Consider the following 18,461-nt stretch of genomic DNA (forward strand, 5'->3'; position numbering starts at 1 on the left):
GTCGGTGGTGGGAGGTACGCTGGAAACCGGGGGCCGGAGGCCGACTCCTGATTCCCAGTGAGCCCAGCGAACCCAGCCGGTCCGGTGGTCGTGTCGTCGAGGCGCCTGGTCTGGCCTCGCCACGTCCGGACGTGCCCGCCGCCGAGGCCTTCTCGGGCGGCGGGCGTCGGCACGGGGGTCACAGGATGCGCAGTACCGCGCAGTGCCAGCGGTCGTCCACCCGGTCGAACCGGATCGCGGCCGCGCGGATCCTGGGTCGCTCCTTCGACCGGTCGGACACCTCGATCACCGCGCTCAGCTCGACCGCGGTCGACGTCGGGTAGCAGGTGTGCAGGCTGCGCAACCGGTGCCGGCGGCCGGGCGTGGTCATGCGCAGCCTGGTCAGCAACGCCTCGTACGCCGGGTCGGACAGGATCGTGCGGAGCTGGGTGACGCTTCGGCGGCCGTCCAGGACCTCCAGGACGTGGCACACCAGGCGTCCGAGTACCTCCGGCGTCGGGGCGACCGGTTCCGCCGGCGGTCCGACCAGCGTGAGCTGCGGCCCGCGCACCGGGCGCAGGCTCGACCACCGTCCGAGTGGGCCGGGGTCGTCCGTCTCGTGGGTCGGCTCGTAGTGGGTCAGCGCGTGGAGCACGACGCCGCCGGGCGAAGGCTCCGCGAAAGCGGGAAGTGACATGCCCTAACAGGGCGCCGTCACCGTCCACTCCGGACAAACACCATCCCATCGGGGACGGGTGGTCACCGAACTAGAGCAGTTCGAGCAGGAACGGTAGCTCCTCCGAGGCATACCAGGCCAGCTCGTGATCCTCGGCGTCACCGAGTGTGAACTCCGCGTCCGGGTCGCCCAGGTCCGCCTCGTCGATCACCTCGGCGGCGGCGCGGACGGCGGGCTCGGCCTCCTCGGTGTCCAGGTGCACGGCGGCGACCTGGCTCAGCGTCACCGGGCCGGCCAGGCGCACGACGCCGTAGTCCAGGTCCGGCCGCAGCTCGGCGCCCTCCACGTCGGCGGAGATCACCGCGCGGCGGGGGAGCGTGCTCTCCGGATCGTCGGCCAGCTCGCCGGCCAGCAGCCGCAACGACGCCCGCGCGGCCTCCGACATCGCGGCGTACTCGAGTTCCTCCGCGCTCCCGGTGGCGTACGACTCCCGCAGCGCGGGGGTCAGCGCGAACGCGGTGTCGCTCACGGCGGCGACCTCGCTCTTGGCGTTCAGCGCACGCAACATGGTCACGGTCGCCGGAATGTAGACCCGCACCTGGCGATCCTGCCACACCCCGCCGCCGGCGACATGCGATGCTCACGCCGTGGACGCTCCAGCGCCGAAGGAATCGCCGAAGGACCGGTTCGTGACCGTGTTCGGTCGCAAGCCGGTGCTCGAGGCACTCGGCGACGACACCCTGCGCGTCGACAAGGTCGTGCTGGCCGACACCGCCCGCGGCGCCGCCGCCAGCGAGATCGTCGACGCCGCCGCCGCGCGGTCGGTGCGGATCGAGCGGGCCAGCGCGCACCGGGTGAAGGTGCTGGCCGGCAACGGCAAGCAGGACCAGGGCGTGCTCGCCGACGTGGTCGCCCCGCGCATGCGCCGGCTGTCCGCCGCCCTCGCGGACGCGCCCCCGGCGACCGTCCTGCTGCTGGACGGCATCACCACCCCGGCGAACGTCGGGATGATCCTGCGCACGGCGACGGCCGCGGGCATCGGTGGGATCGTGGTGCCCCGGCGTGGAGTGGCGAGCATCGACCCGCTGGTGGTGAAGGCCTCGGCCGGTGTGGCGTTCCACGCGCCGGTGCTGCGCTGCTACACGGCGGCCGAGGCGGCGCGGGAGCTGCGGGCCGCCGGGTACCCGCTGTTCGCGCTGGACGGCACCGCGCGCCGGACCGTGTTCGACGCCGAGTTGCCGAAGCGCGCCGCGTTCGTGCTCGGCGGGGAGACCGCCGGGGTCGGCGACGAGGTGCGGGCGCACGTCACCCGCGGCCTGTCGATCCCGATGAGCGGCGGCGTGGAGTCGCTCAACGTGGCCAGCGCGGCGGCCGTGCTCTGCTTCGAACTGGTCCGCCGCCGGCTCTGACGAGCGTCAGGAGGGGGCTCACGCCTCGAGGACGATCTTGCCGGTCGCGGAGCCGTCGACCAGGTGCCCCAGGGCCAGGGCGGCCTTCTCCAGCGGGTACCTTGCCTCGATCGTCGGCTCCAGCTCACCGCGTTCCACCAGATCGAACACCTGCCGCAGCGCCTCCGCGAACGACGCCCCGCCCTTCACGTAGTAGAACGTCGCCCGCCGCCCACGGCCGCGGCCCACCAGCCGCCGCACCCGCCAGCCGGCGAAGGTGGCGATCGTCCCCAGGTAGGGGCGCAGCCAGTGGCCCTCGTCGCGCAGGGTGCTGGCGGAGCCGTAGCTCACCAGCACGCCGCCGTCGGCCAGCAGGTCGTACGAGTCGACCAGGCTCCGGCCGCCCACGTGGTCGAACACCGCGTCCACCCCACCCGGCGCCAGTTCGCGCACCCGCGCCGGCACGTCACCCGCGCGGTAGTCGATCGGCTCCGCCCCGAGCGCGCGCACCGCGTCGTGCTTCGACGCCGACGCCGTACCGAGCACCCGCGCCCCGGCCCGCACCGCCAGCCGCACGAGCAGCGAGCCGACACCGCCGGACGCGCCGTGCACCAGCACCGTCTGCCCCGAACGCACCCGCGCCACCTGGTGCGTCATCTGCCACGCGGTCACCCCGTTCATCACCACCGCCGCAGCCGTTCCCGACTCGATCGCGGCCGGGACGGGCACCACGTCCGCCGCGCGGACCACCACGTGCGAGCGCCACGCCCCGGTTCTGGTCATCGCCGCCACCCGGTCGCCGACCCGCACCCCGCGCACCTCGGCCCCCACCTCGGTGACCGTCCCCACCAGGTCGTACCCGGGCACGAACGGGAACTTCGGCTGCATCGGGTACCGCCCCCGCAGCATCTGCACCTCGGCGAAGCTCACGCCGCTCGCCTCGACCCGCACGCGCACCTCGCCGCGCCCGGGCGGCACCGCGTCGTCGTCGCGCACGGCCAGCATCTCCGGGCCGCCCTTGCCGGTCAGCACGATCTCCATGTTACGACTCCTTACGTTCGTTATAGCGTCTAACAACGATTAGAGCCTGTTATGCTCGCGCTGTCAAGGAGAGGAGCACATGGACCGCAGGCAGCAGTACCGCGAACAGACCCGCCAGGAGGCCAAGCGCATCGCGCTCGACCAGCTCGCCGAGCACGGCACCGCCGGCATCTCGGTCAACGCCATCGGCAAGCGGATGGGCGTCACCGGCCCCGCGCTCTACCGCTACTTCGCCAACCGTGACGCCCTGCTCACCGAGCTGATCTCCGACGGCTACCTCGACCTCGCCGACACCGCCGAGACCGCCGTCGCCGCCGGCACCACCCCGGCCGAACGGCTCCGCAACGCCGCGCACGCCATACGGGCCTGGGCGCTCGACGCCCCGCACCGCTACCTGCTCCTGTTCGGCACCCCGGTCCCGGGCTACGAGGCACCCGCACACACCCTCGACGCCGCCAACCGGGTGATGGCCGCCCTGCTCACGGCGGCGGGTGAGGACACGAGCGCGGGCGCCGAAGAACCTCTGGACCGGCAGCTCGCCGGGTGGGGCGAGCGGATGGGCAACCACGGCCACACCCCTCGCCAGCTGCACTGGGCCCTCACCGTCTGGACCCGTCTGCACGGCCTGCTCAGCCTCGAGGTGGCCGACCAGTTCAGGCACTCCGGCCTCGACCCCGACCTGCTGTTCCACGCCGAGGTGGAGGCGCTGGTCGCCTGTTGGGAGAGTCGGTGACAGGATGGCCGGAACAGGGCCGGCAGCGGCCACAAGCCGTCCGGCGACCCCGACACCCAGGGAGGCGAGCCACCTCATGGACGCCGTTACGTCCGTGCCAGAGCCGGTCAACGAGCCGGTCCGGTCCTACGCGCCGGGCAGTCCCGAGCGCGAGTCGCTGCGGCGCAGGATCGCCGAGCTGGAAGGCGACCGCCACGAGCTGACCATGACCATCGGCGGCGAGCAGCGGATGGCCGGCGGCGAGGCGATCGACGTCGTCCAGCCGCACGACCACCGACACGTGCTCGGCCGGGCCGCGCAGGCCACCGCCAAGGACGTCGCCGACGCCGTCGCCTCGGCCAAGCAGGCCGCCCCCGCCTGGCGCGACCTGCCGTTCGACGAGCGCGCCGCGGTCCTGCTGCGCGCGGCCGACCTGCTCGCCGGCCCGTGGCGGGACACCGTGAACGCGGCGACGATCCTCGGCCAGTCCAAGTCGGTGCAGCAGGCCGAGATCGACAGTGCCTGCGAGCTGATCGACTTCTGGCGGTTCAACGTCCGCTACGCGCGCCGGCTCATCGAGGAGCAGCCCTACTCCTCGCCCGGCGGCTGGAACCGGTTCGACCACCGGCCGCTCGACGGGTTCGTCACCGCGATCACCCCGTTCAACTTCACCGCGATCGCCGGCAACCTGCCGACCGCGCCCGCGCTGATGGGCAACACCGTGGTGTGGAAGCCCTCGCCGACCCAGCAGCTCGCCGCGCACTACACGATGCGGGTGCTGGAGGCCGCCGGCCTGCCGCCCGGCGTGATCAACCTGGTCACCGGCGACGGCGCGGCGGTCAGCGAGGTCGCCATGGCCGACCCGGAGTTCGCCGGCCTGCACTTCACCGGCTCGACCGCGACGTTCAAGCACCTGTGGCGCACGATCGCCGAGCGGCTGGACACCTACCGCGGCTACCCGAGGATCGTCGGCGAGACCGGCGGCAAGGACTTCGTCGTCGCCCACCGCTCGGCCGACCCGGCCGCGGTGGTCACCGGGCTCGTGCGCGGCGCGTTCGAGTACCAGGGCCAGAAGTGCTCCGCCGCCTCCCGCGCCTACGTCTCCCGCTCGCTGTGGGAGTCCGGGGTGCGTGAGCAGCTGATCGACACCACCAGGTCGCTGTCCTTCGGTGACGTCACCGACTTCTCGCACTTCGGCGGGGCCGTGATCGACGCGCGGGCCTTCGCCAAGCACAAGGGCGTGCTGGAGCGGGCCGCGTCCACGTCCACGCTGGAGGTACTGACCGGCGGCGGCTGCGACGACGAGGTCGGCTACTTCGTGCAGCCGACGGTCGTGCTCGGCACGGACCCGACCCAGGAGATCTTCACCACCGAGTGGTTCGGCCCGATCCTGGCCGTGCACGTCTTCGACGACGCCGACTACGGCAAGGTCCTCGAACTGGTCGACAGCTCGACCCCCTACGCGCTGACCGGCGCCGTGTTCGCCACCGACCGCTCCGCGATCGAGGAGGCGCACCGGTCGCTGCGGTTCGCGGCCGGCAACTTCTACGTCAACGACAAGCCGACCGGTGCCGTGGTCAGCCAGCAGCCCTTCGGCGGCAGCCGGGGCTCTGGCACCAACGACAAGGCCGGTTCCATCTACAACCTGCAGCGCTGGGTGAGCCCGCGGTCGATCAAGGAGACCTTCGTCCCGCCGACCACGCACGACTACCCGCACATGGGGTGACCACCCTGGCGCCGGGCCACGCCGGCCCGGCGCCGGTTCTGGTCAGTCCACGCAGCCCACACCCTTCGCGGGCGGTGGCGCGCCACCGGAGTCCCCACGGACGGCGTCGCCGAACACCGACTCGACGAACACCCGCACCCGCTCCGGGTCGGCGACCAGCATCGCGTCGTAGCCGGGCTCGAGCGGGATCGTGCCGAACCGAACCCGGTCCGGCCGCACGCGCGCCAGCTGGTCCGCTGCGTCGAGCAGGTTCCAGCCCGGGTCAAGGGTCGCCTCGTCGGCCACCGTGCGCAGCAGCGCCGCGAGGTCGACCTCGCCGGCGGCCAGCCGTTCGACCAGGCCGGACAGGAACGCCTGGTGCCGCACGACCCGGTCCAGGTCGCCCTGGTCCAGGTTCATCCGCTGCCGCAGGAACGCCAGCGCGTCCGCGCCGGCCACGGTCTGGTCGCCGGCCGGGAACGACGCCCCCGTCGTCGGGTCCGACGTCGCCTGCCGGAGGCACACCGGGACGCCGCCGGCGGCCTCGCTGATCGGGCCGAAGCCGTCCATCGGCAGGATCAGGTAGTGGTCGGCGGTCACGCCGGTCAGCCCGGCGACCGCGTCGACCAGGCCCTCGGGACCGGCCGTCGCGGCCACCGCGCTCAACCGGAGCGTCCCGTGCCCGTCGACCCGCACCTCGACGTCCCTCGGCAGCGACACCACCGACGCGTGGCCGTCGACGTCCAGGTGGGCGAGCATGATCGCGTCCGCGCGCCCGGTGCCGTCGTCGCCGACGAGCAGCACGTCCTGCTCGGTCGGTGCCGCGGGTGGGGCCTGGTCGGCGGGCGGGGTGGCCGAATCCTGGAGCGCTCTCGGCACGACCACCGCCGCCACCGCGATCGCCACCGCCGCGGCGGCCGTGACCACCACGGCCATGGTGGGCAGGCGGCGCCGGCGGCCGCCGGCGAGCGCGGCCAGCACCGGCTGGGGGTCGGGCGCGCGGTCGGCCTCGGCGGCGAGGGCGTCGCGGACCAGGTTCTCCGTGTGGTCGTTCCTGTAGTCGTTCACCGTACGTTCTCCGTGACCTGGTGGACCGCGCGCAGGGTCGCCAGCGCGCGGGAGATGTGGCTGCGGACGGTCCCGGCCGAGCAGCCGAGGACCTCGGCGATCTGCGCGTCGGGGTAGTCCTCGTAGTAGCGCAGCAGGATCGCCGCGCGCTGCTTGCGTGGCAGGGCCGCGATCCTGGCCCGCATCGCGTCGCGCTCGGCGTAGGGACCGGCCGGGTCGGCGGTCGGGGTGGCGAGCGCGTCGAGCGTCGCGTGGGTGGAGGCGATGGTGCGCGAGGCGCGGCGGCGGCGCCACGACAGGTACTCGTTGGTGATCATCTTGCGGACGTAGGCGTCCGGCGACGCCATCGACTCGATCCGCGACCACCGCTGCTGCGCCCGCAGGAGCACGTCCTGCACGATGTCCTGGGCGAGCTGGGGATCGCAGGTCAGAGCGGTGGCGTAGCGCAGCAGGCGGTCGAGCCGTTCGGTCACGAACGCCGCGAAGCGGTCCCGCACCCTCGCTCCCTTCTGGTCGGGGACGGTTTCACGGACTTGAACGCCACGACGCCTCGGAAATGTTGAGTCGATCGTCGGGACAACCTGCCACGCCGCCGCGGTGTATTACCCACCGGATCCAGCGGCGGCCGGTGAGGAGCTGCCGCGCGAGTACTGGGAGAGTGGATGATCCACGCACGAGCCCGCGCACGGTACGCGGGCTTGCTCGCCGGCGTGATCGCCGCCGCGACCGCGAGCACGGCGGTGCTCACCGGCGGTCCGGCCGGCGCCGCGCCGGCACCGGGGGAGTCGGGGGCACCTCGAGGAACGGCGACGACGGTCACCCTCGTGACCGGGGACGTGGTGACGCTGGGCGGCCCGCGCGGAGTCGACGTCACCGCCGCACCGGGACGCGAGCGGGTCGGGTTCCGCACGCACACCGACGTCGACGGCGACGTGCACGTCGTGCCGGAGGACGCGCTGCCGCTGCTGTCCACCGGCCGCCTCGACCCCCGGCTGTTCGACGTCAGCGGGCTCGTCCGCGCCGGCTACGGCGACGACGCCCGCGACGACCTGCCGCTGATCGTCGACTACCCGGGCGCCACGCCGAGGGCCGCGGGTGCCCGCGCGGTCCGGCCGCTGCCCGCGATCGGCGCGGTCGCCGTGCGGGCCGACAAGGACACCGACTTCTGGGCGGACGCCCGCACCTCGGCCGACCGGATCTGGCTGGACGGCCGGGTCGAGGCCACCCTGGAGCACAGCGTGCCGCGGATCGGCGCGCCGGCGGCGTGGGCGGCCGGGCACACCGGCGAGGGCACCACCGTCGCCGTGCTCGACTCGGGCGTCGACACCACCCACCCCGACCTGGCCGACGCGGTCACCGGTGAGCAGGACTTCACCGGCAGCGCCAGCGGCCCGGACGACCGGTTCGGCCACGGCACGCACGTCGCGTCGATCATCACCGGTGCGGACGAGACCAACACCGGCGTCGCCCCGGACACCACGCTGCTCAACGGCAAGGTGCTCGACGACACCGGCAGCGGCCAGGAGTCCTGGATCATCGCCGGCATGGAGTGGGCCGCCACCAGCGGCGCCGACGTGGTCAACCTGAGCCTGGGCAGCCAGTTCCCCACCGACGGCACCGACCCGCTCGCGCGGGCGGTGAACCGGCTGACCGCCGAGACCGGCGTCCTGTTCGTCGCCGCGGCCGGCAACACCGGTGGCACGGAGTCGATCGGCAGCCCCGGCTCCGCCGACGCCGCGCTCACCGTCGGCGCCGTCGACCGGGACGACCAGCTCGCCGACTTCTCCAGCCGCGGCCCTCGCCTGGGCGACGGCGCGATCAAGCCCGACATCACCGCGCCCGGCGTGGGCATCGTGGCCGCCGGCGCCACCCACGGCCAGATCGGCGACCCGGCCGGCGAGGGCCACGTCTCGCTCTCCGGCACCTCGATGGCCGCCCCGCACGTCGCCGGCGCCGCCGCGATCCTCGCCGGGCAGCACCCGGACTGGACCGCCGACCGGCTCAAGTCGGCCCTGATGGGCAGTGCCGAGGCGCACCCCGACCTGTCGGTCTTCGAGCAGGGCGCGGGCCGCGTCGATGTCGCCGCCGCGGTCGAGTCCGCCGTCGCCGCGTCGCCGGCGAGCCTGTCGCTGGGCACCGTCCAGTGGCCGCACGACGACGACCGGCCGATCACGAGGACCCTGACCTACACCAACGCCGGCACCGAGCCGGTGACCCTGGACCTGGCCGCCGACCTGGCCGGCCCGGACGGCGCCACCGCACCGGCCGGCATGTTCACCTTCTCCGCCGACCGGGTCACCGTGCCGGCGGGCGGTTCCACCGAGGTCACCCTGACCACCGACACCCGGGTCGAGGCCGCCGACGGCGTCTGGTCCGGCGCGGTGGCCGCCACCGCGGACGGGACCGTCGTGCGCACCCCCGTGGCGGTCACCCGCGAGGTGGAGAGCTACGACGTGGAGCTGACCTTCCTCGACCACGACGGGCAGCCCACCGAGTACTTCGGCGCCCGGTTCGTCGACGTGCACCACCCGAGGGCGTTCCGGCCAGCCGATGGCTCCGGCACGGTCACCGCCCGGGTGCCCAGGGGCGAGTACTACTTCGAGGCGTACGTGCAGACCGAGGCGGAGACCCGGATCTGGCCGCTGACCGACTTCGTCGAGCCGGGCCTCGTGGTGGACGGCCCGGCCGCGTACACCCTCGACGCCCGCGACGGGGTGGCGTTCGGCACGGTCGTCGACCAGCCGAACGCGGCGCCGGGTGTGGCGATCCTCGACTACAGCATGGTCACCGACTGGGGCGACGTCGGCAGCGTCCAGTTCCGCGCCGACTTCCACAACGTGTGGTCGCGCCCGTCGAGCACGACCGCGCCCGACCGGTTCAGCCTCACCGTGGACACCCAGCTCGCCGAGCTGGACGGCACCGGTGAACTGCCCGGCTTCCACGCCAGCCCGTACCTCTACACCGTGCGGCACACCTACGACGGCGCCGTGCCGGCCGACCTGGTCCAGCGGTTCGCCGACGACGACCTGGCGAAGGTCGAGTCGACCTACGCGGTGGCCACGCCCGACAACCTCGGCATCCGGGACGGGTTCCTCACGATGCCGCTGCCGTACCGGCTGACCGAGTTCTACTCGCCGGGCGTGGAGTGGTCGCGCACCTTCGAGGAGGCGGAGAGCTGGCTCCAGTTCCCGCGCGGCGGCTTCGTCAGCAGCGAGGCGTCGCCGCGGTCCTTCGAGTTGGGCCGGACCACGAAGGAACGGTGGAACGTCGGCGTGTTCGGGCCGGGATTCGCGTACAACGACGCCTATCCCGGCTACGACATCGCCAGGCTCGGCGACGAGTTCGTGTTCGGCGTCGGCCTGTTCGCCGACCAGAACCCGCGCCGCTACGGCGGTTCCGGCCCGGCGACGGGTTCCTCGGTGCTGCTGCGGGACGGCGAGGTCGTGCACGAACACCCGAGCCCGACCAACCTGTTCACCGTGCTGCCGCCGGAGGAGGCCACCTACACGGTGCGTGCCACCGCCACCCAGCCCGGCCCGCTGTCCACCCGGGTCGAGGGTGAGTGGACGTTCACCAGCGGCCACGTGCCCGGCGAGGCCCCCAAGCCGGTCCCGGCACTCGCGGTGCGGTTCGCGCCGAACCTGGACGACCACAACACCGCGCCGGCCGGCGAGCGGTTCCGCTTCCCGGTGTACGTGCAGCGCAATGGCGCCGAGACCCCCGGCCGGGTGACCAGGCCCGACGTCGAGGTCTCCTACGATGACGGGCAGACCTGGCGGACCGTGCGCCTCACCCGCCACCACGGCGCCTGGCTGGCCTCGGTGCACCACCCGCGCGACGCGGAGTTCGTGTCCCTGCGCTGGTCGGTGTCCGACGCCGACGGCGGCAACCCGGCCAGGGCGACGATCCTGCGCGCCTACGCCCTGCGGTAGAAGCCCTGAAGGTGACCTTCGAGACGCTCAGCGTCCCGAAGGTCACCTTCAGGGCATTCCGGCTCAGCGGGCCGGCAGCTCCGCGACCTGGCCGGCGGGCGGCGCGGTGATCTCCACCGGCTCGCCCCAGTCGGTGTAGTCCAGCTGGATGCTGGCCTTCGCGGCCTTGCCGGAGGCCGGGTCGGCCAGCGGCATGTCGACCTTCATCCGGACCGGCAGGTCCTCCTCGTCGACCCACAGCTCGATCGGGAAGTCCTTGAGGCCGGCCTGCCGCAGGGCCTTGCGCACCATCGGGTCCTGCTGCTGTTCGGCGACCTTCTGGACGTCGACGATGATCCGGTAGTGGGTGGTCCGCTCGCCGTTGACCTCGACGCCCTCCTCCTGCGCGGTGATCGTGCCGGCGTCCTGGAACTGCTCGAGCGTGCGCCGCGGATCCGCGTTCTGGCGCATCTGCTCGGTCATGGTGGCGAGTGCCTTCGACAGCGGGTCGTCGCCCTCCTGGTCGATCCTGAGCCACGACTTGCCCGGCTCGACCTCCTGCGGCGTGCGCACGTACAGCACGCCGTCGGTGAACACGACCGACATCTCACCCGACGGCGTCGACATCGTCATGTCCATCGACGCCTGGTCCGCGCCCACCTCGAGATCGCCCTCGCCGGTCAGCTTCATCCCGGCCGCGTCGGCGGTCATCTCCAGGTGCGCGGTGTTGGTCTGCTCCGTGCTGTCACCGATCGACTGCGCCAGCGCGGCGAGGTTGGTCGCCGCCTGTTCGTTGCCGCCGGAGTTGTTCGATGCCGCTTCGTCGCCGCCGCCCTGCTCGCCGCACGCGCCCAGCGTGACGGCCAGCGCGAACGCGGACAGCGCCGCTCCCAGCTTGCGCATCCCCGACCATCCCTCTCGAATTGGTGACGTTCTCGTCGCGAGAGGAGTAGCCCCGGATCAGCCGGCGTAATCGTCTGGGCGCGCGGTCACCCACAGCTCGATCGGGAAGTCCTTGATACCGGCCAACTCCGCGACGGCGGTCCAGGCAGACGAACCGAAATGACCCCGAACCGGGATATCCGGGAAGCTCAGTCGGCGTACTCGTCCAGTCGGCCGCGGGAGGCGAGCAGCCGGCGCAGCGACAGCAGCCGGCCGGGGGAGGCCTCGCCCTCCGCGACGACCACGTCCAGCACGCAGTCCGGGTCCTCCGGCGGCCCGAGGTGCCCGCAGTTCGACGGGCACTCCTCGGCCGGCTCCACGAACTCGTCGAACGCCGACACGATGTCGTCCGGGCCGATGTGCGCGAGCCCGAACGAGCGGATGCCGGGGGTGTCCACCACCCAGCCGCCGCCGGGCAGCGGCAACGCGACCGCCGCGGTGGACGTGTGCCGGCCCTTGCCGACCGCGCTCACCGCCGACACCGCGCGGTCCGCGTCCGGCACCAACGTGTTCACCAGCGTCGACTTGCCGACCCCGGAGTGCCCGACCAGCGCGGAGACCTGGTCGGCGAGGCGCTCGCGCACCGCGTCCGGCTCGCGGTCGCTGCGGGTCACCAGCACCGGCAGGTCCAGCTCGGCGTAGGCGGCGGTGATCTCGTCCGGCGGCGCCAGGTCCGCCTTCGTCAGGCACAGCACGGGTTTCAGCCCGCCCGCGTACGCGGCGACCAGGCAGCGGTCGATGAACCCGGTGCGCGGCGGGGGATCCGCGAGCGCGCACACGATCAGCAGCTGCTGCGCGTTGGCCACCACCACCCGCTCGTACGGGTCGTTGTCGTCGGCGGTGCGGCGCAGCACGCTGGACCGGTCGGCGACCCGCACCACCCGCGCGAGCGTGTCCGGCCGACCGGACGTGTCCCCGACCAGATCCACCAGGTCACCGACGACGATCGGGGTGCGCCCCAGCTCGCGCGCCCGCATCGCCACGACCTCCTGGTCCGGGTCACCGTCCAGCGCACAGGTCCACCGACCACGGTCGACGCCGACGACCATCGCCGCGCGCGCGTCCGCGTGCTCGGGCCTGCGCTTGCTGCGGGGACGGGTGCCCTTGCCCGGCCGCACCCGGACGTCCGACTCGTCCAGCCGCTCCCACGCCCGCCGCCCGCGCCGGCTCATCGCGAACCGCCGGCCTCGTTTCTGAGCATTGCTGTCCACATCGCCGGGAAGTCCGGGAGGGTCTTGGCCGTGGTCGCGATGTCGTCGACCTCGACGCCCGGCACGAGCAGGCCGACGATCGCGCCCGCGGTCGCCATCCGGTGGTCGGCGTAGGCGTGCCAGGTGCCGCCGTGCAGCGGGGCCGGGCGGATCTGCAGGCCGTCCTCGGTCTCGTTCGCGTCGCCGCCGAGGCCGGTGATCTCGGCGACCAGCGCGGCGAGCCGGTCGGTCTCGTGCCCGCGCAGGTGCGCGATACCGCGCAGCACCGACGGGCCGCCGGCGAGCGCGGCCATCGCGGCCACCGTCGGGGTCAGCTCGCCGACGTCGTGCAGGTCCACGTCGATGCCGGTCAGCTGCTCGGGGCCGGTGACGGTGAGCCCGCCGGCGTCCCGGGTGACCTCGCAGCCCATCCGCGCGGCGATGTCGCCGATCACGTCACCTGGCTGGGTGGTGTTCGCCGGCCAGTCCGGCACGGTCACGCTGCCGCCGGTGACCGCGGCGGCGGCCAGGAACGGGGTCGCGTTGGACAGGTCCGGCTCGACCGTCCAGTCGCGGGTGCCGACCGGACCCGGCGCGACCCGCCAGGTGTTCGGTTCGGCGTCGTCGACCTCGACGCCCGCCTCGCGGAGCATCGCCACGGTCATGTCGATGTGCGGCAGCGACGGCACCGGCTTGCCGTCGTGGTGCACGGTCAGGCCCTGGTCGTAGCGGGCGCCGGCGAGCAGCAGCCCGGAGACGAACTGGGAGGACGCCGACGCGTCGATGGTGACCGTCCCGCCCGGCAGGTTTCCCTTGCCGCGCAGGGTGAACGGCAGCGTGTCGCCCTCGACGACCGCGCCGAGCGCGCGCAGGGCGTCCAGCACCGTGCCCATCGGCCGCTCCCTGGCCCTCGGGTCCCCGTCGAACGCCACGTCGCCGTCGGCGACCGCCGCGACCGGCGGCACGAACCGCATCACGGTTCCGGCGAGCCCGCAGTCCACGTCCGCCGGCCCGGACAGGCCCTGGTGCGGACCGACCCGGACACCCGTGCCGTCCACCTCCACCGGCACGCCGAGCGCCCGCAGCGCGCCGACCATCAGGTCGCTGTCCCGGCTGCGCAGCGCGCCGGTCAGGGTGCCGCCGCCGTCGCTGAGCGCGGACAGCACGAGCGCGCGGTTGGTGATCGACTTGGAGCCGGGCACCGCGACGGTGGCGTGCACGGGCTCGGACGCGGTGGGCGCGGACCAGGGCTGGGTCATGCCCCGATCCTCCCGCATCCGGGCATCCCCGGTGCGGACTGTCGGTGCGACGTGCCACGATCGTCGTGACCGGCCGGTGGAGGTGGACGAGACATGTGTGGCAGGTACGCGGCGGCGAAGGACCCGGCGACGCTGGCCGCCGAGTTCGACGCGGAGGACGCCACCGACGACCACGCGCCACCCGCCGACCACAACGTCGCGCCCACCAAGGACATCGTCGCCGTGGTGCAGCGCCACCCGCGCGACGAGCACGGCGAGCCCGACCCGAGCACCACCGTGCGCAGTCTGCGGGTGATGCGCTGGGGCCTGATCCCGCCGTGGGCGAAGGACCGCTCGATGGGCGCCAGGATGATCAACGCTCGCTCGGAGACGGCCGCCACCAGCCGCGCGTTCAAGTCCTCGCTGGCCAGGCGCCGCTGTCTGCTGCCGGCCGACGGCTGGTTCGAGTGGCGCCGCGAGGGCGGCCGCAAGCAGCCGTTCTTCATGACCCGCCCGGACGGCGAGAGCCTCGCCATGGCCGGCCTGTGGACCACCTGGCGCGACCCGGCCGAGCAGGACGCCCCGCCGCTGGTCACCGCGGCCGTGCTCACCACCGACGCGGTCGGCCCGCTCGCCGACGTGCACGACCGGATGCCGCTGCTGATGAGCCGCGACCACTGGGCCGCCTGGCTCGACCCGGACGCCGAGGACCCCGGCGACCTGCTCACCTCGCCGCCCCTGGAGCTGATCGGGTCGCTGGAGCTGTGCCCGGTCTCCACCAGGGTCAACAACGTCCGCAACAACGGTCCCGAGCTGGTCGCCCGCGACGAGCCGGTCACCGACCTCGACGAGCCGACCCTGTTCGACACATGACCACGATCACCGTCGACACCCCGCACGGTCCGGCCAGGGCCGAGCTGCACACCGCCGAGGAGGGCCGCGCCGCCCTGCTCCTCGGCCACGGCGCCGGCGGCGGGGTCGGCGCTCCCGACCTGGTGGCCGCCACCCGGGGCGCCCGGGCCGCCGGCGTGCACGTCGCGCTGGTCGAGCAGCCGTACCGGGTCGCCGGCCGCCGCGCCCCCGCACCCGCCCACCAGCTGGACACGGCATGGCTCGCGGTCGCCGAGGCGCTGTGCGACGCGTGGTTCGACGACCTGCCGCTGGTGTTCGGCGGCCGGTCCTCCGGCGGCCGGGTGGCCTGCCGCACGTCCGCCGACGGGCAGGCGGTGGCGGTGCTCTGCCTGGCGTTCCCGGTGCACCCGCCGGGCAGGCCGGACAAGACCCGGATGCCCGAGCTGGACGCGGTGACCGTGCCGGTGCTGGTCGTACAGGGCGAGAACGACCCGTTCGGCATGCCGGGCGCGGGCGCGCACCGGGAGATCGCCGTCTTCCCCGGCGACCACTCGCTGCGCCGCGACGCCACCGGCATCGCCACGGCGGTGGAGGAGTGGCTGAACCGGATCCTGCGGCCCCTGGGTTGACCCTCGGCCGGGAATGTGCATGGGCCCGGGCTTGTTGATCCGGGCGTGCCTTCCGACGTGCTGAACAGGACCCGCCGCGTATCCTCGACGGTGTCCCATGCGTATCCGACCATGGGACGGTTCCAACTGGAAGGGAGCACGGTGCCACGCACCGATACCCACCCCCCGGAGGTCGACGCGGTCGAAACCGAGGCGCAGCGGATCGAGCGGTTCGAGCGGGACGCGATGCCCCTGCTCGACCAGCTCTACGCGGCTGCCCTGCGGATGACGCGCAACCCGGCCGACGCGGAGGACCTGGTCCAGGAGACCTACCTGAAGGCCTACGCCGCGTTCGCGTCCTTCTCCAAGGGCACGAACCTCAAGGCGTGGTTGTACCGGATCCTCACCAACACCTACATCAACGGCTACCGCAAGCGGCAACGCCAGCCGCTGCAGTCGCCGACCGAGGAGATCACCGACTGGCAGCTCGCGCAGGCCGAGAGCCACACCTCGACCGGGCTGCGCTCGGCCGAGCTGGAGGCCATGGACCGGCTGCCGGACAACGACGTCAAGGACGCCCTGCAGCAGCTGCCGGAGGACTTCCGGCTGGCCGTGTACCTCGCCGACGTCGAGGGTTTCGCGTACAAGGAGATCGCGGAGATAATGCACACGCCGATCGGCACGGTGATGTCCAGGCTGCACCGTGGCCGTCGGCAGCTTCGTGATTTGCTGGCCGGGGTCGCGCGGGACCGAGGGTTCCTGCGCTCGACCGAGCAAGAGGTGACCGGATCGTGAGCTGCGGCAAACCACATGAGACGGACTGTGACGAAGTGCTCGAGGAGGTCTGGCTGTTCCTCGACCACGAGTGCGACCAGGGCCGCCGGGAGCTGCTGGAGAAGCACCTGGACGAGTGCAGCCCGTGCCTGGAGCAGTTCGGCATCGAGGAGCACCTCAAGGTCCTGCTGAAGAGCAAGTGCGGCGGCGACCACGCGCCCGAGACGCTCAAGCAGCGGCTGCGGGACAAGATCAGGGAGACCGTGACCGAACATCGCGAGCAGGCGTGACCGGCTCGCGCAGGGCCTGAGCCTTGTCGACCCTCTCCGACCTGCTCGCCGAGCACACCAAGCTCTCCGGCGGCGAGGTCGACCACCTGCAGATGGTGGTCGCCGAGTGGCAGCTGCTGTCCGACCTGTCGTTCGCCGACCTGCTGATGTGGGTTCCGGTCGGCGAACCGCCGACGCCGGCCCAGCCGGACGTCGAGTACCTGTGCGTCGCGCAGGCCCGCGCGACCACGGCGCCCACCGCGCACCCCGAGGACGTCGTCGGCAGCACGCTCGCCGTCGCCGACCACCCGCAGCTGCGCCGCGCGACCGAGGAGCGGCGGATCTGCCGCGAGGAGGACCCGCGCTGGTACCACGGCGTCCCGGTCCGCCGCGAGGCCGTGCCGGTGACCTTCGACGACAAGGTCATCGCCGTGCTGTCCAGGGAGACCGACCTGGCGGTGCCCCGGGTGCCCAGCTCGCTGGAGATCGCCTACCTCGGTATCGCCGCCGACCTGTGCCAGATGGTCGCCGACGGCACGTTCCCGACCTCCGAGCCCGCCGCGGACGTGCACACCAGCCCTCGGGTCGGCGACGGCCTGATCCGCCTGGACCCGACCGGCGCGGTGGTGTTCGCGAGCCCCAACGCCCAGTCCGCGTACCACCGGATGGGTCACCCGGCCGAGCTGGTCGGCGTGCGGCTGGCGCCGCTCACCCGGGGCCTGATCGCCGACCCGTTCGACGCCACCGAGATCGCGCAGCGGATCCTGGCCGCGCTGGACGGCCAGCCGAGCATGCGCGCGGAGGCGGAGTCGCACCGGGGCGCCGGCGTGCTGTTCCGGGCGCTGCCGCTGCGGCCGGGCGGCAAGGCGGCCGGCGCGCTGGTCCTGGTCCGGGACGTGACCGAGGTGCGCAGGCGTGACCGGGCGCTGATGTCGAAGGACGCGACGATCCGGGAGATCCACCACCGGGTCAAGAACAACCTGCAGACCGTCGCCGCGCTGCTGCGCCTGCAGTCCCGCCGCACCGCGAGCACGGAGGCGCGGGCGGCGCTGGCCGAGTCGGTCCGCCGGGTGGCCGCGATCGCGATGGTGCACGAGGCGCTGTCCACGTCGGTGGACGAGAAGGTGGACCTGAACAAGCTGCTGGACAAGGTGATCCCGGTAGTCGGCGACGTCGCGGTGGCGGAGAACCACGTGCGCGTCCGGCGGACCGGCCAGTTCGGCGTGGTGGCCGCGGAGGTGGCGACGCCGCTGGTGATGGTGCTGACCGAGCTGGTGCAGAACGCGATCGAGCACGCCTACCCGACCGGGGTCACCGGCGACGTCGAGGTCTCCGCCGAGCGCACCGCCCGCTGGCTGGACGTCATCGTGTCCGACGACGGCCGGGGCCTGCCGAAGGGCTTCTCCCTGGAACGCTCGAACGGCCTCGGCCTGCAGATCGTCCGCACCCTGGTGGAGTCCGAGCTGCGCGGCTCGCTGTCCATGCGCAACCGCCCGCGCGGCGGAACCGAGGCCGTCCTGCGCGTCCCGCTCGCCCACCGCCGCACCTGAAATGCGATGAAGGCGTCCTTCGTCGCGTTGGGTGCGATGGAGGCCTCCTTCGCTGCACCCCGGAAACGCGAAAGGCCCGGATCCCTTTTCGGGAGCCGGGCCTCGTGGCGTCGAAAGCGGGCGATCAGGCGTTGCTGCCGGTCCGCGTACGGGCGTTGCGGCGCTTGAGCGCGCGACGCTCGTCCTCACTCATTCCGCCCCACACACCTGCGTCCTGGCCGCTCTGCAGGGCCCACGTCAGGCAGTTGGAAGCGACGGTGCAGCGGTGGCAAACGGCCTTCGCCTGGGCGACCTGCAGTATGGCCGGACCGCTGGTCCCCACGGGGAAGAACAGCTCGGGGTCCTCGTCACGGCAGGCCGCGCGGTGGCGCCAGTCCATTTCTACGTGCTCCTCGCTTTGGGCGCGTTCGGAAGCGCCTCAGTCGTCAATCCGGTCTCTTGGGGTGCTTGTGAATGCTTTCACAACCCAGCGATATGTCAAGGGTTCTTCATCAGCCCGTGCGTGAACTCACCCGAAAGATCGACGTCAGAGGCATGGCGGAGCACAGAGTAACATTT

At 73.0% G+C, this 18,461-nt stretch carries 18 protein-coding genes; 9 read left to right on the top strand and 9 right to left on the bottom strand.

From position 1 onward, the window contains the following. Positions 1 to 178 precede the first annotated feature (178 nt). The gene (locus JT362_RS24570) at positions 179 to 676 is read right to left on the bottom strand and encodes an Rv3235 family protein (protein WP_260194050.1); all 498 of its coding nucleotides are present in this window, start codon (positions 674 to 676) and stop codon (positions 179 to 181) included. 70 nt (positions 677 to 746) lie between these two features. Then, a complete protein-coding gene (locus JT362_RS24575; RefSeq protein ID WP_260194051.1) occupies positions 747 to 1,253 on the bottom strand; it encodes a DUF6912 family protein in 507 nt (168 codons plus the stop codon). A 91-nt stretch (positions 1,254 to 1,344) separates the two neighbouring features. Between JT362_RS24575 and JT362_RS24580 the strand changes: the two genes are divergently transcribed. Further along, positions 1,345 to 2,064: a TrmH family RNA methyltransferase gene (locus tag JT362_RS24580; RefSeq protein ID WP_260194052.1), complete on the top strand. Its 720-nt coding sequence runs from the start codon at positions 1,345 to 1,347 to the stop codon at positions 2,062 to 2,064. Positions 2,065 to 2,082: 18 nt separating this feature from the next. On the opposite strand, the gene JT362_RS24585 is transcribed toward JT362_RS24580, so the two are convergent. Further along, positions 2,083 to 3,084 (bottom strand): medium chain dehydrogenase/reductase family protein, encoded by a 1,002-nt coding sequence (locus tag JT362_RS24585; RefSeq protein ID WP_260194053.1) that lies wholly within the window; start codon positions 3,082 to 3,084, stop codon positions 2,083 to 2,085. 79 nt (positions 3,085 to 3,163) lie between these two features. Here JT362_RS24585 and JT362_RS24590 point away from each other — a divergent pair, with 79 nt between their 5' ends. Next, entirely contained in the window at positions 3,164 to 3,817 is a 654-nt protein-coding gene (locus tag JT362_RS24590; RefSeq protein WP_260194054.1) for a TetR/AcrR family transcriptional regulator, read from the top strand. 76 nt (positions 3,818 to 3,893) lie between these two features. After that, positions 3,894 to 5,522 carry an L-glutamate gamma-semialdehyde dehydrogenase gene (gene pruA / locus JT362_RS24595; protein WP_260194055.1) on the top strand — a complete coding sequence of 543 codons (1,629 nt, stop codon included), beginning with the start codon at positions 3,894 to 3,896 and terminating at the stop codon, positions 5,520 to 5,522. A 42-nt stretch (positions 5,523 to 5,564) separates the two neighbouring features. Here the strand turns inward: pruA and JT362_RS24600 are convergent, their stop codons facing one another. Both JT362_RS24600 and JT362_RS24605 read right to left on the bottom strand, forming a co-directional pair. Next, positions 5,565 to 6,569 (bottom strand): LCP family protein, encoded by a 1,005-nt coding sequence (locus tag JT362_RS24600; protein WP_260194056.1) that lies wholly within the window; start codon positions 6,567 to 6,569, stop codon positions 5,565 to 5,567. After that, the gene (locus JT362_RS24605; protein WP_260194057.1) at positions 6,566 to 7,066 is read right to left on the bottom strand and encodes a SigE family RNA polymerase sigma factor; all 501 of its coding nucleotides are present in this window, start codon (positions 7,064 to 7,066) and stop codon (positions 6,566 to 6,568) included. Before JT362_RS24605 ends, JT362_RS24600 begins: the two co-directional genes overlap by 4 nt. A gap of 165 nt (positions 7,067 to 7,231) precedes the next feature. Here JT362_RS24605 and JT362_RS24610 point away from each other — a divergent pair, with 165 nt between their 5' ends. After that, on the top strand, positions 7,232 to 10,501 hold the full coding sequence (locus JT362_RS24610; protein WP_260194058.1) for a S8 family serine peptidase: 3,270 nt from the start codon (positions 7,232 to 7,234) through the stop codon (positions 10,499 to 10,501). A 63-nt stretch (positions 10,502 to 10,564) separates the two neighbouring features. Here the strand turns inward: JT362_RS24610 and JT362_RS24615 are convergent, their stop codons facing one another. The 3 genes from JT362_RS24615 to aroA all read right to left on the bottom strand — a co-directional run bounded on the left by JT362_RS24615 (position 10,565) and on the right by aroA (position 13,871). Then, positions 10,565 to 11,383, bottom strand: a complete 819-nt coding sequence (locus JT362_RS24615; RefSeq protein ID WP_260194059.1) for an SCO4651 family lipoprotein — start codon at positions 11,381 to 11,383, stop codon at positions 10,565 to 10,567. A gap of 188 nt (positions 11,384 to 11,571) precedes the next feature. After that, complete coding sequence (gene rsgA / locus JT362_RS24620; protein ID WP_260194060.1) at positions 11,572 to 12,594, bottom strand: ribosome small subunit-dependent GTPase A; 1,023 nt, start codon at positions 12,592 to 12,594, stop codon at positions 11,572 to 11,574. After that, a complete protein-coding gene (gene aroA / locus JT362_RS24625) occupies positions 12,591 to 13,871 on the bottom strand; it encodes a 3-phosphoshikimate 1-carboxyvinyltransferase (protein WP_260194061.1) in 1,281 nt (426 codons plus the stop codon). Before aroA ends, rsgA begins: the two co-directional genes overlap by 4 nt. 93 nt (positions 13,872 to 13,964) lie before the next feature. Between aroA and JT362_RS24630 the strand changes: the two genes are divergently transcribed. From JT362_RS24630 to JT362_RS24650, 5 genes are all read left to right on the top strand, one after another. Beyond that, positions 13,965 to 14,723 (top strand): SOS response-associated peptidase, encoded by a 759-nt coding sequence (locus JT362_RS24630; protein WP_260194063.1) that lies wholly within the window; start codon positions 13,965 to 13,967, stop codon positions 14,721 to 14,723. After that, complete coding sequence (locus JT362_RS24635; protein ID WP_260194064.1) at positions 14,720 to 15,331, top strand: alpha/beta hydrolase family protein; 612 nt, start codon at positions 14,720 to 14,722, stop codon at positions 15,329 to 15,331. Before JT362_RS24630 ends, JT362_RS24635 begins: the two co-directional genes overlap by 4 nt. A gap of 111 nt (positions 15,332 to 15,442) precedes the next feature. After that, entirely contained in the window at positions 15,443 to 16,105 is a 663-nt protein-coding gene (locus tag JT362_RS24640) for a sigma-70 family RNA polymerase sigma factor (RefSeq protein WP_260194065.1), read from the top strand. A gap of 35 nt (positions 16,106 to 16,140) precedes the next feature. After that, complete coding sequence (rsrA, locus tag JT362_RS24645) at positions 16,141 to 16,374, top strand: mycothiol system anti-sigma-R factor (RefSeq protein WP_311202749.1); 234 nt, start codon at positions 16,141 to 16,143, stop codon at positions 16,372 to 16,374. Positions 16,375 to 16,397: 23 nt separating this feature from the next. Beyond that, positions 16,398 to 17,903 (top strand): sensor histidine kinase, encoded by a 1,506-nt coding sequence (locus JT362_RS24650; protein ID WP_260194068.1) that lies wholly within the window; start codon positions 16,398 to 16,400, stop codon positions 17,901 to 17,903. Between the two features lie 124 nt (positions 17,904 to 18,027). On the opposite strand, the gene JT362_RS24655 is transcribed toward JT362_RS24650, so the two are convergent. Next, on the bottom strand, positions 18,028 to 18,282 hold the full coding sequence (locus tag JT362_RS24655) for a WhiB family transcriptional regulator (protein ID WP_075136731.1): 255 nt from the start codon (positions 18,280 to 18,282) through the stop codon (positions 18,028 to 18,030). Between the last annotated feature and the right edge of the window lie 179 nt (positions 18,283 to 18,461).

Source organism: Actinophytocola gossypii, assembly GCF_025165815.1.
In the GTDB taxonomy this organism is placed as follows: domain Bacteria; phylum Actinomycetota; class Actinomycetes; order Mycobacteriales; family Pseudonocardiaceae; genus Actinophytocola; species Actinophytocola gossypii.

Bases quoted from the DNA above. Each gene is read 5' to 3' on its own strand.
- JT362_RS24630 (WP_260194063.1), top strand. From the start codon at position 13,965: ATGTGTGGCAGGTACGCGGCGGCGAAGGACCCGGCGACGCTGGCCGCC.
- JT362_RS24655 (WP_075136731.1), bottom strand. From the start codon at position 18,282: ATGGACTGGCGCCACCGCGCGGCCTGCCGTGACGAGGACCCCGAGCTG.
- aroA (WP_260194061.1), bottom strand. From the start codon at position 13,871: ATGACCCAGCCCTGGTCCGCGCCCACCGCGTCCGAGCCCGTGCACGCC.
- JT362_RS24635 (WP_260194064.1), top strand. From the start codon at position 14,720: ATGACCACGATCACCGTCGACACCCCGCACGGTCCGGCCAGGGCCGAG.
- rsgA (WP_260194060.1), bottom strand. From the start codon at position 12,594: ATGAGCCGGCGCGGGCGGCGGGCGTGGGAGCGGCTGGACGAGTCGGAC.
- pruA (WP_260194055.1), top strand. From the start codon at position 3,894: ATGGACGCCGTTACGTCCGTGCCAGAGCCGGTCAACGAGCCGGTCCGG.
- JT362_RS24615 (WP_260194059.1), bottom strand. From the start codon at position 11,383: ATGCGCAAGCTGGGAGCGGCGCTGTCCGCGTTCGCGCTGGCCGTCACG.
- JT362_RS24640 (WP_260194065.1), top strand. From the start codon at position 15,443: ATGGGACGGTTCCAACTGGAAGGGAGCACGGTGCCACGCACCGATACC.
- JT362_RS24610 (WP_260194058.1), top strand. From the start codon at position 7,232: ATGATCCACGCACGAGCCCGCGCACGGTACGCGGGCTTGCTCGCCGGC.
- JT362_RS24585 (WP_260194053.1), bottom strand. From the start codon at position 3,084: ATGGAGATCGTGCTGACCGGCAAGGGCGGCCCGGAGATGCTGGCCGTG.
- JT362_RS24590 (WP_260194054.1), top strand. From the start codon at position 3,164: ATGGACCGCAGGCAGCAGTACCGCGAACAGACCCGCCAGGAGGCCAAG.
- JT362_RS24570 (WP_260194050.1), bottom strand. From the start codon at position 676: ATGTCACTTCCCGCTTTCGCGGAGCCTTCGCCCGGCGGCGTCGTGCTC.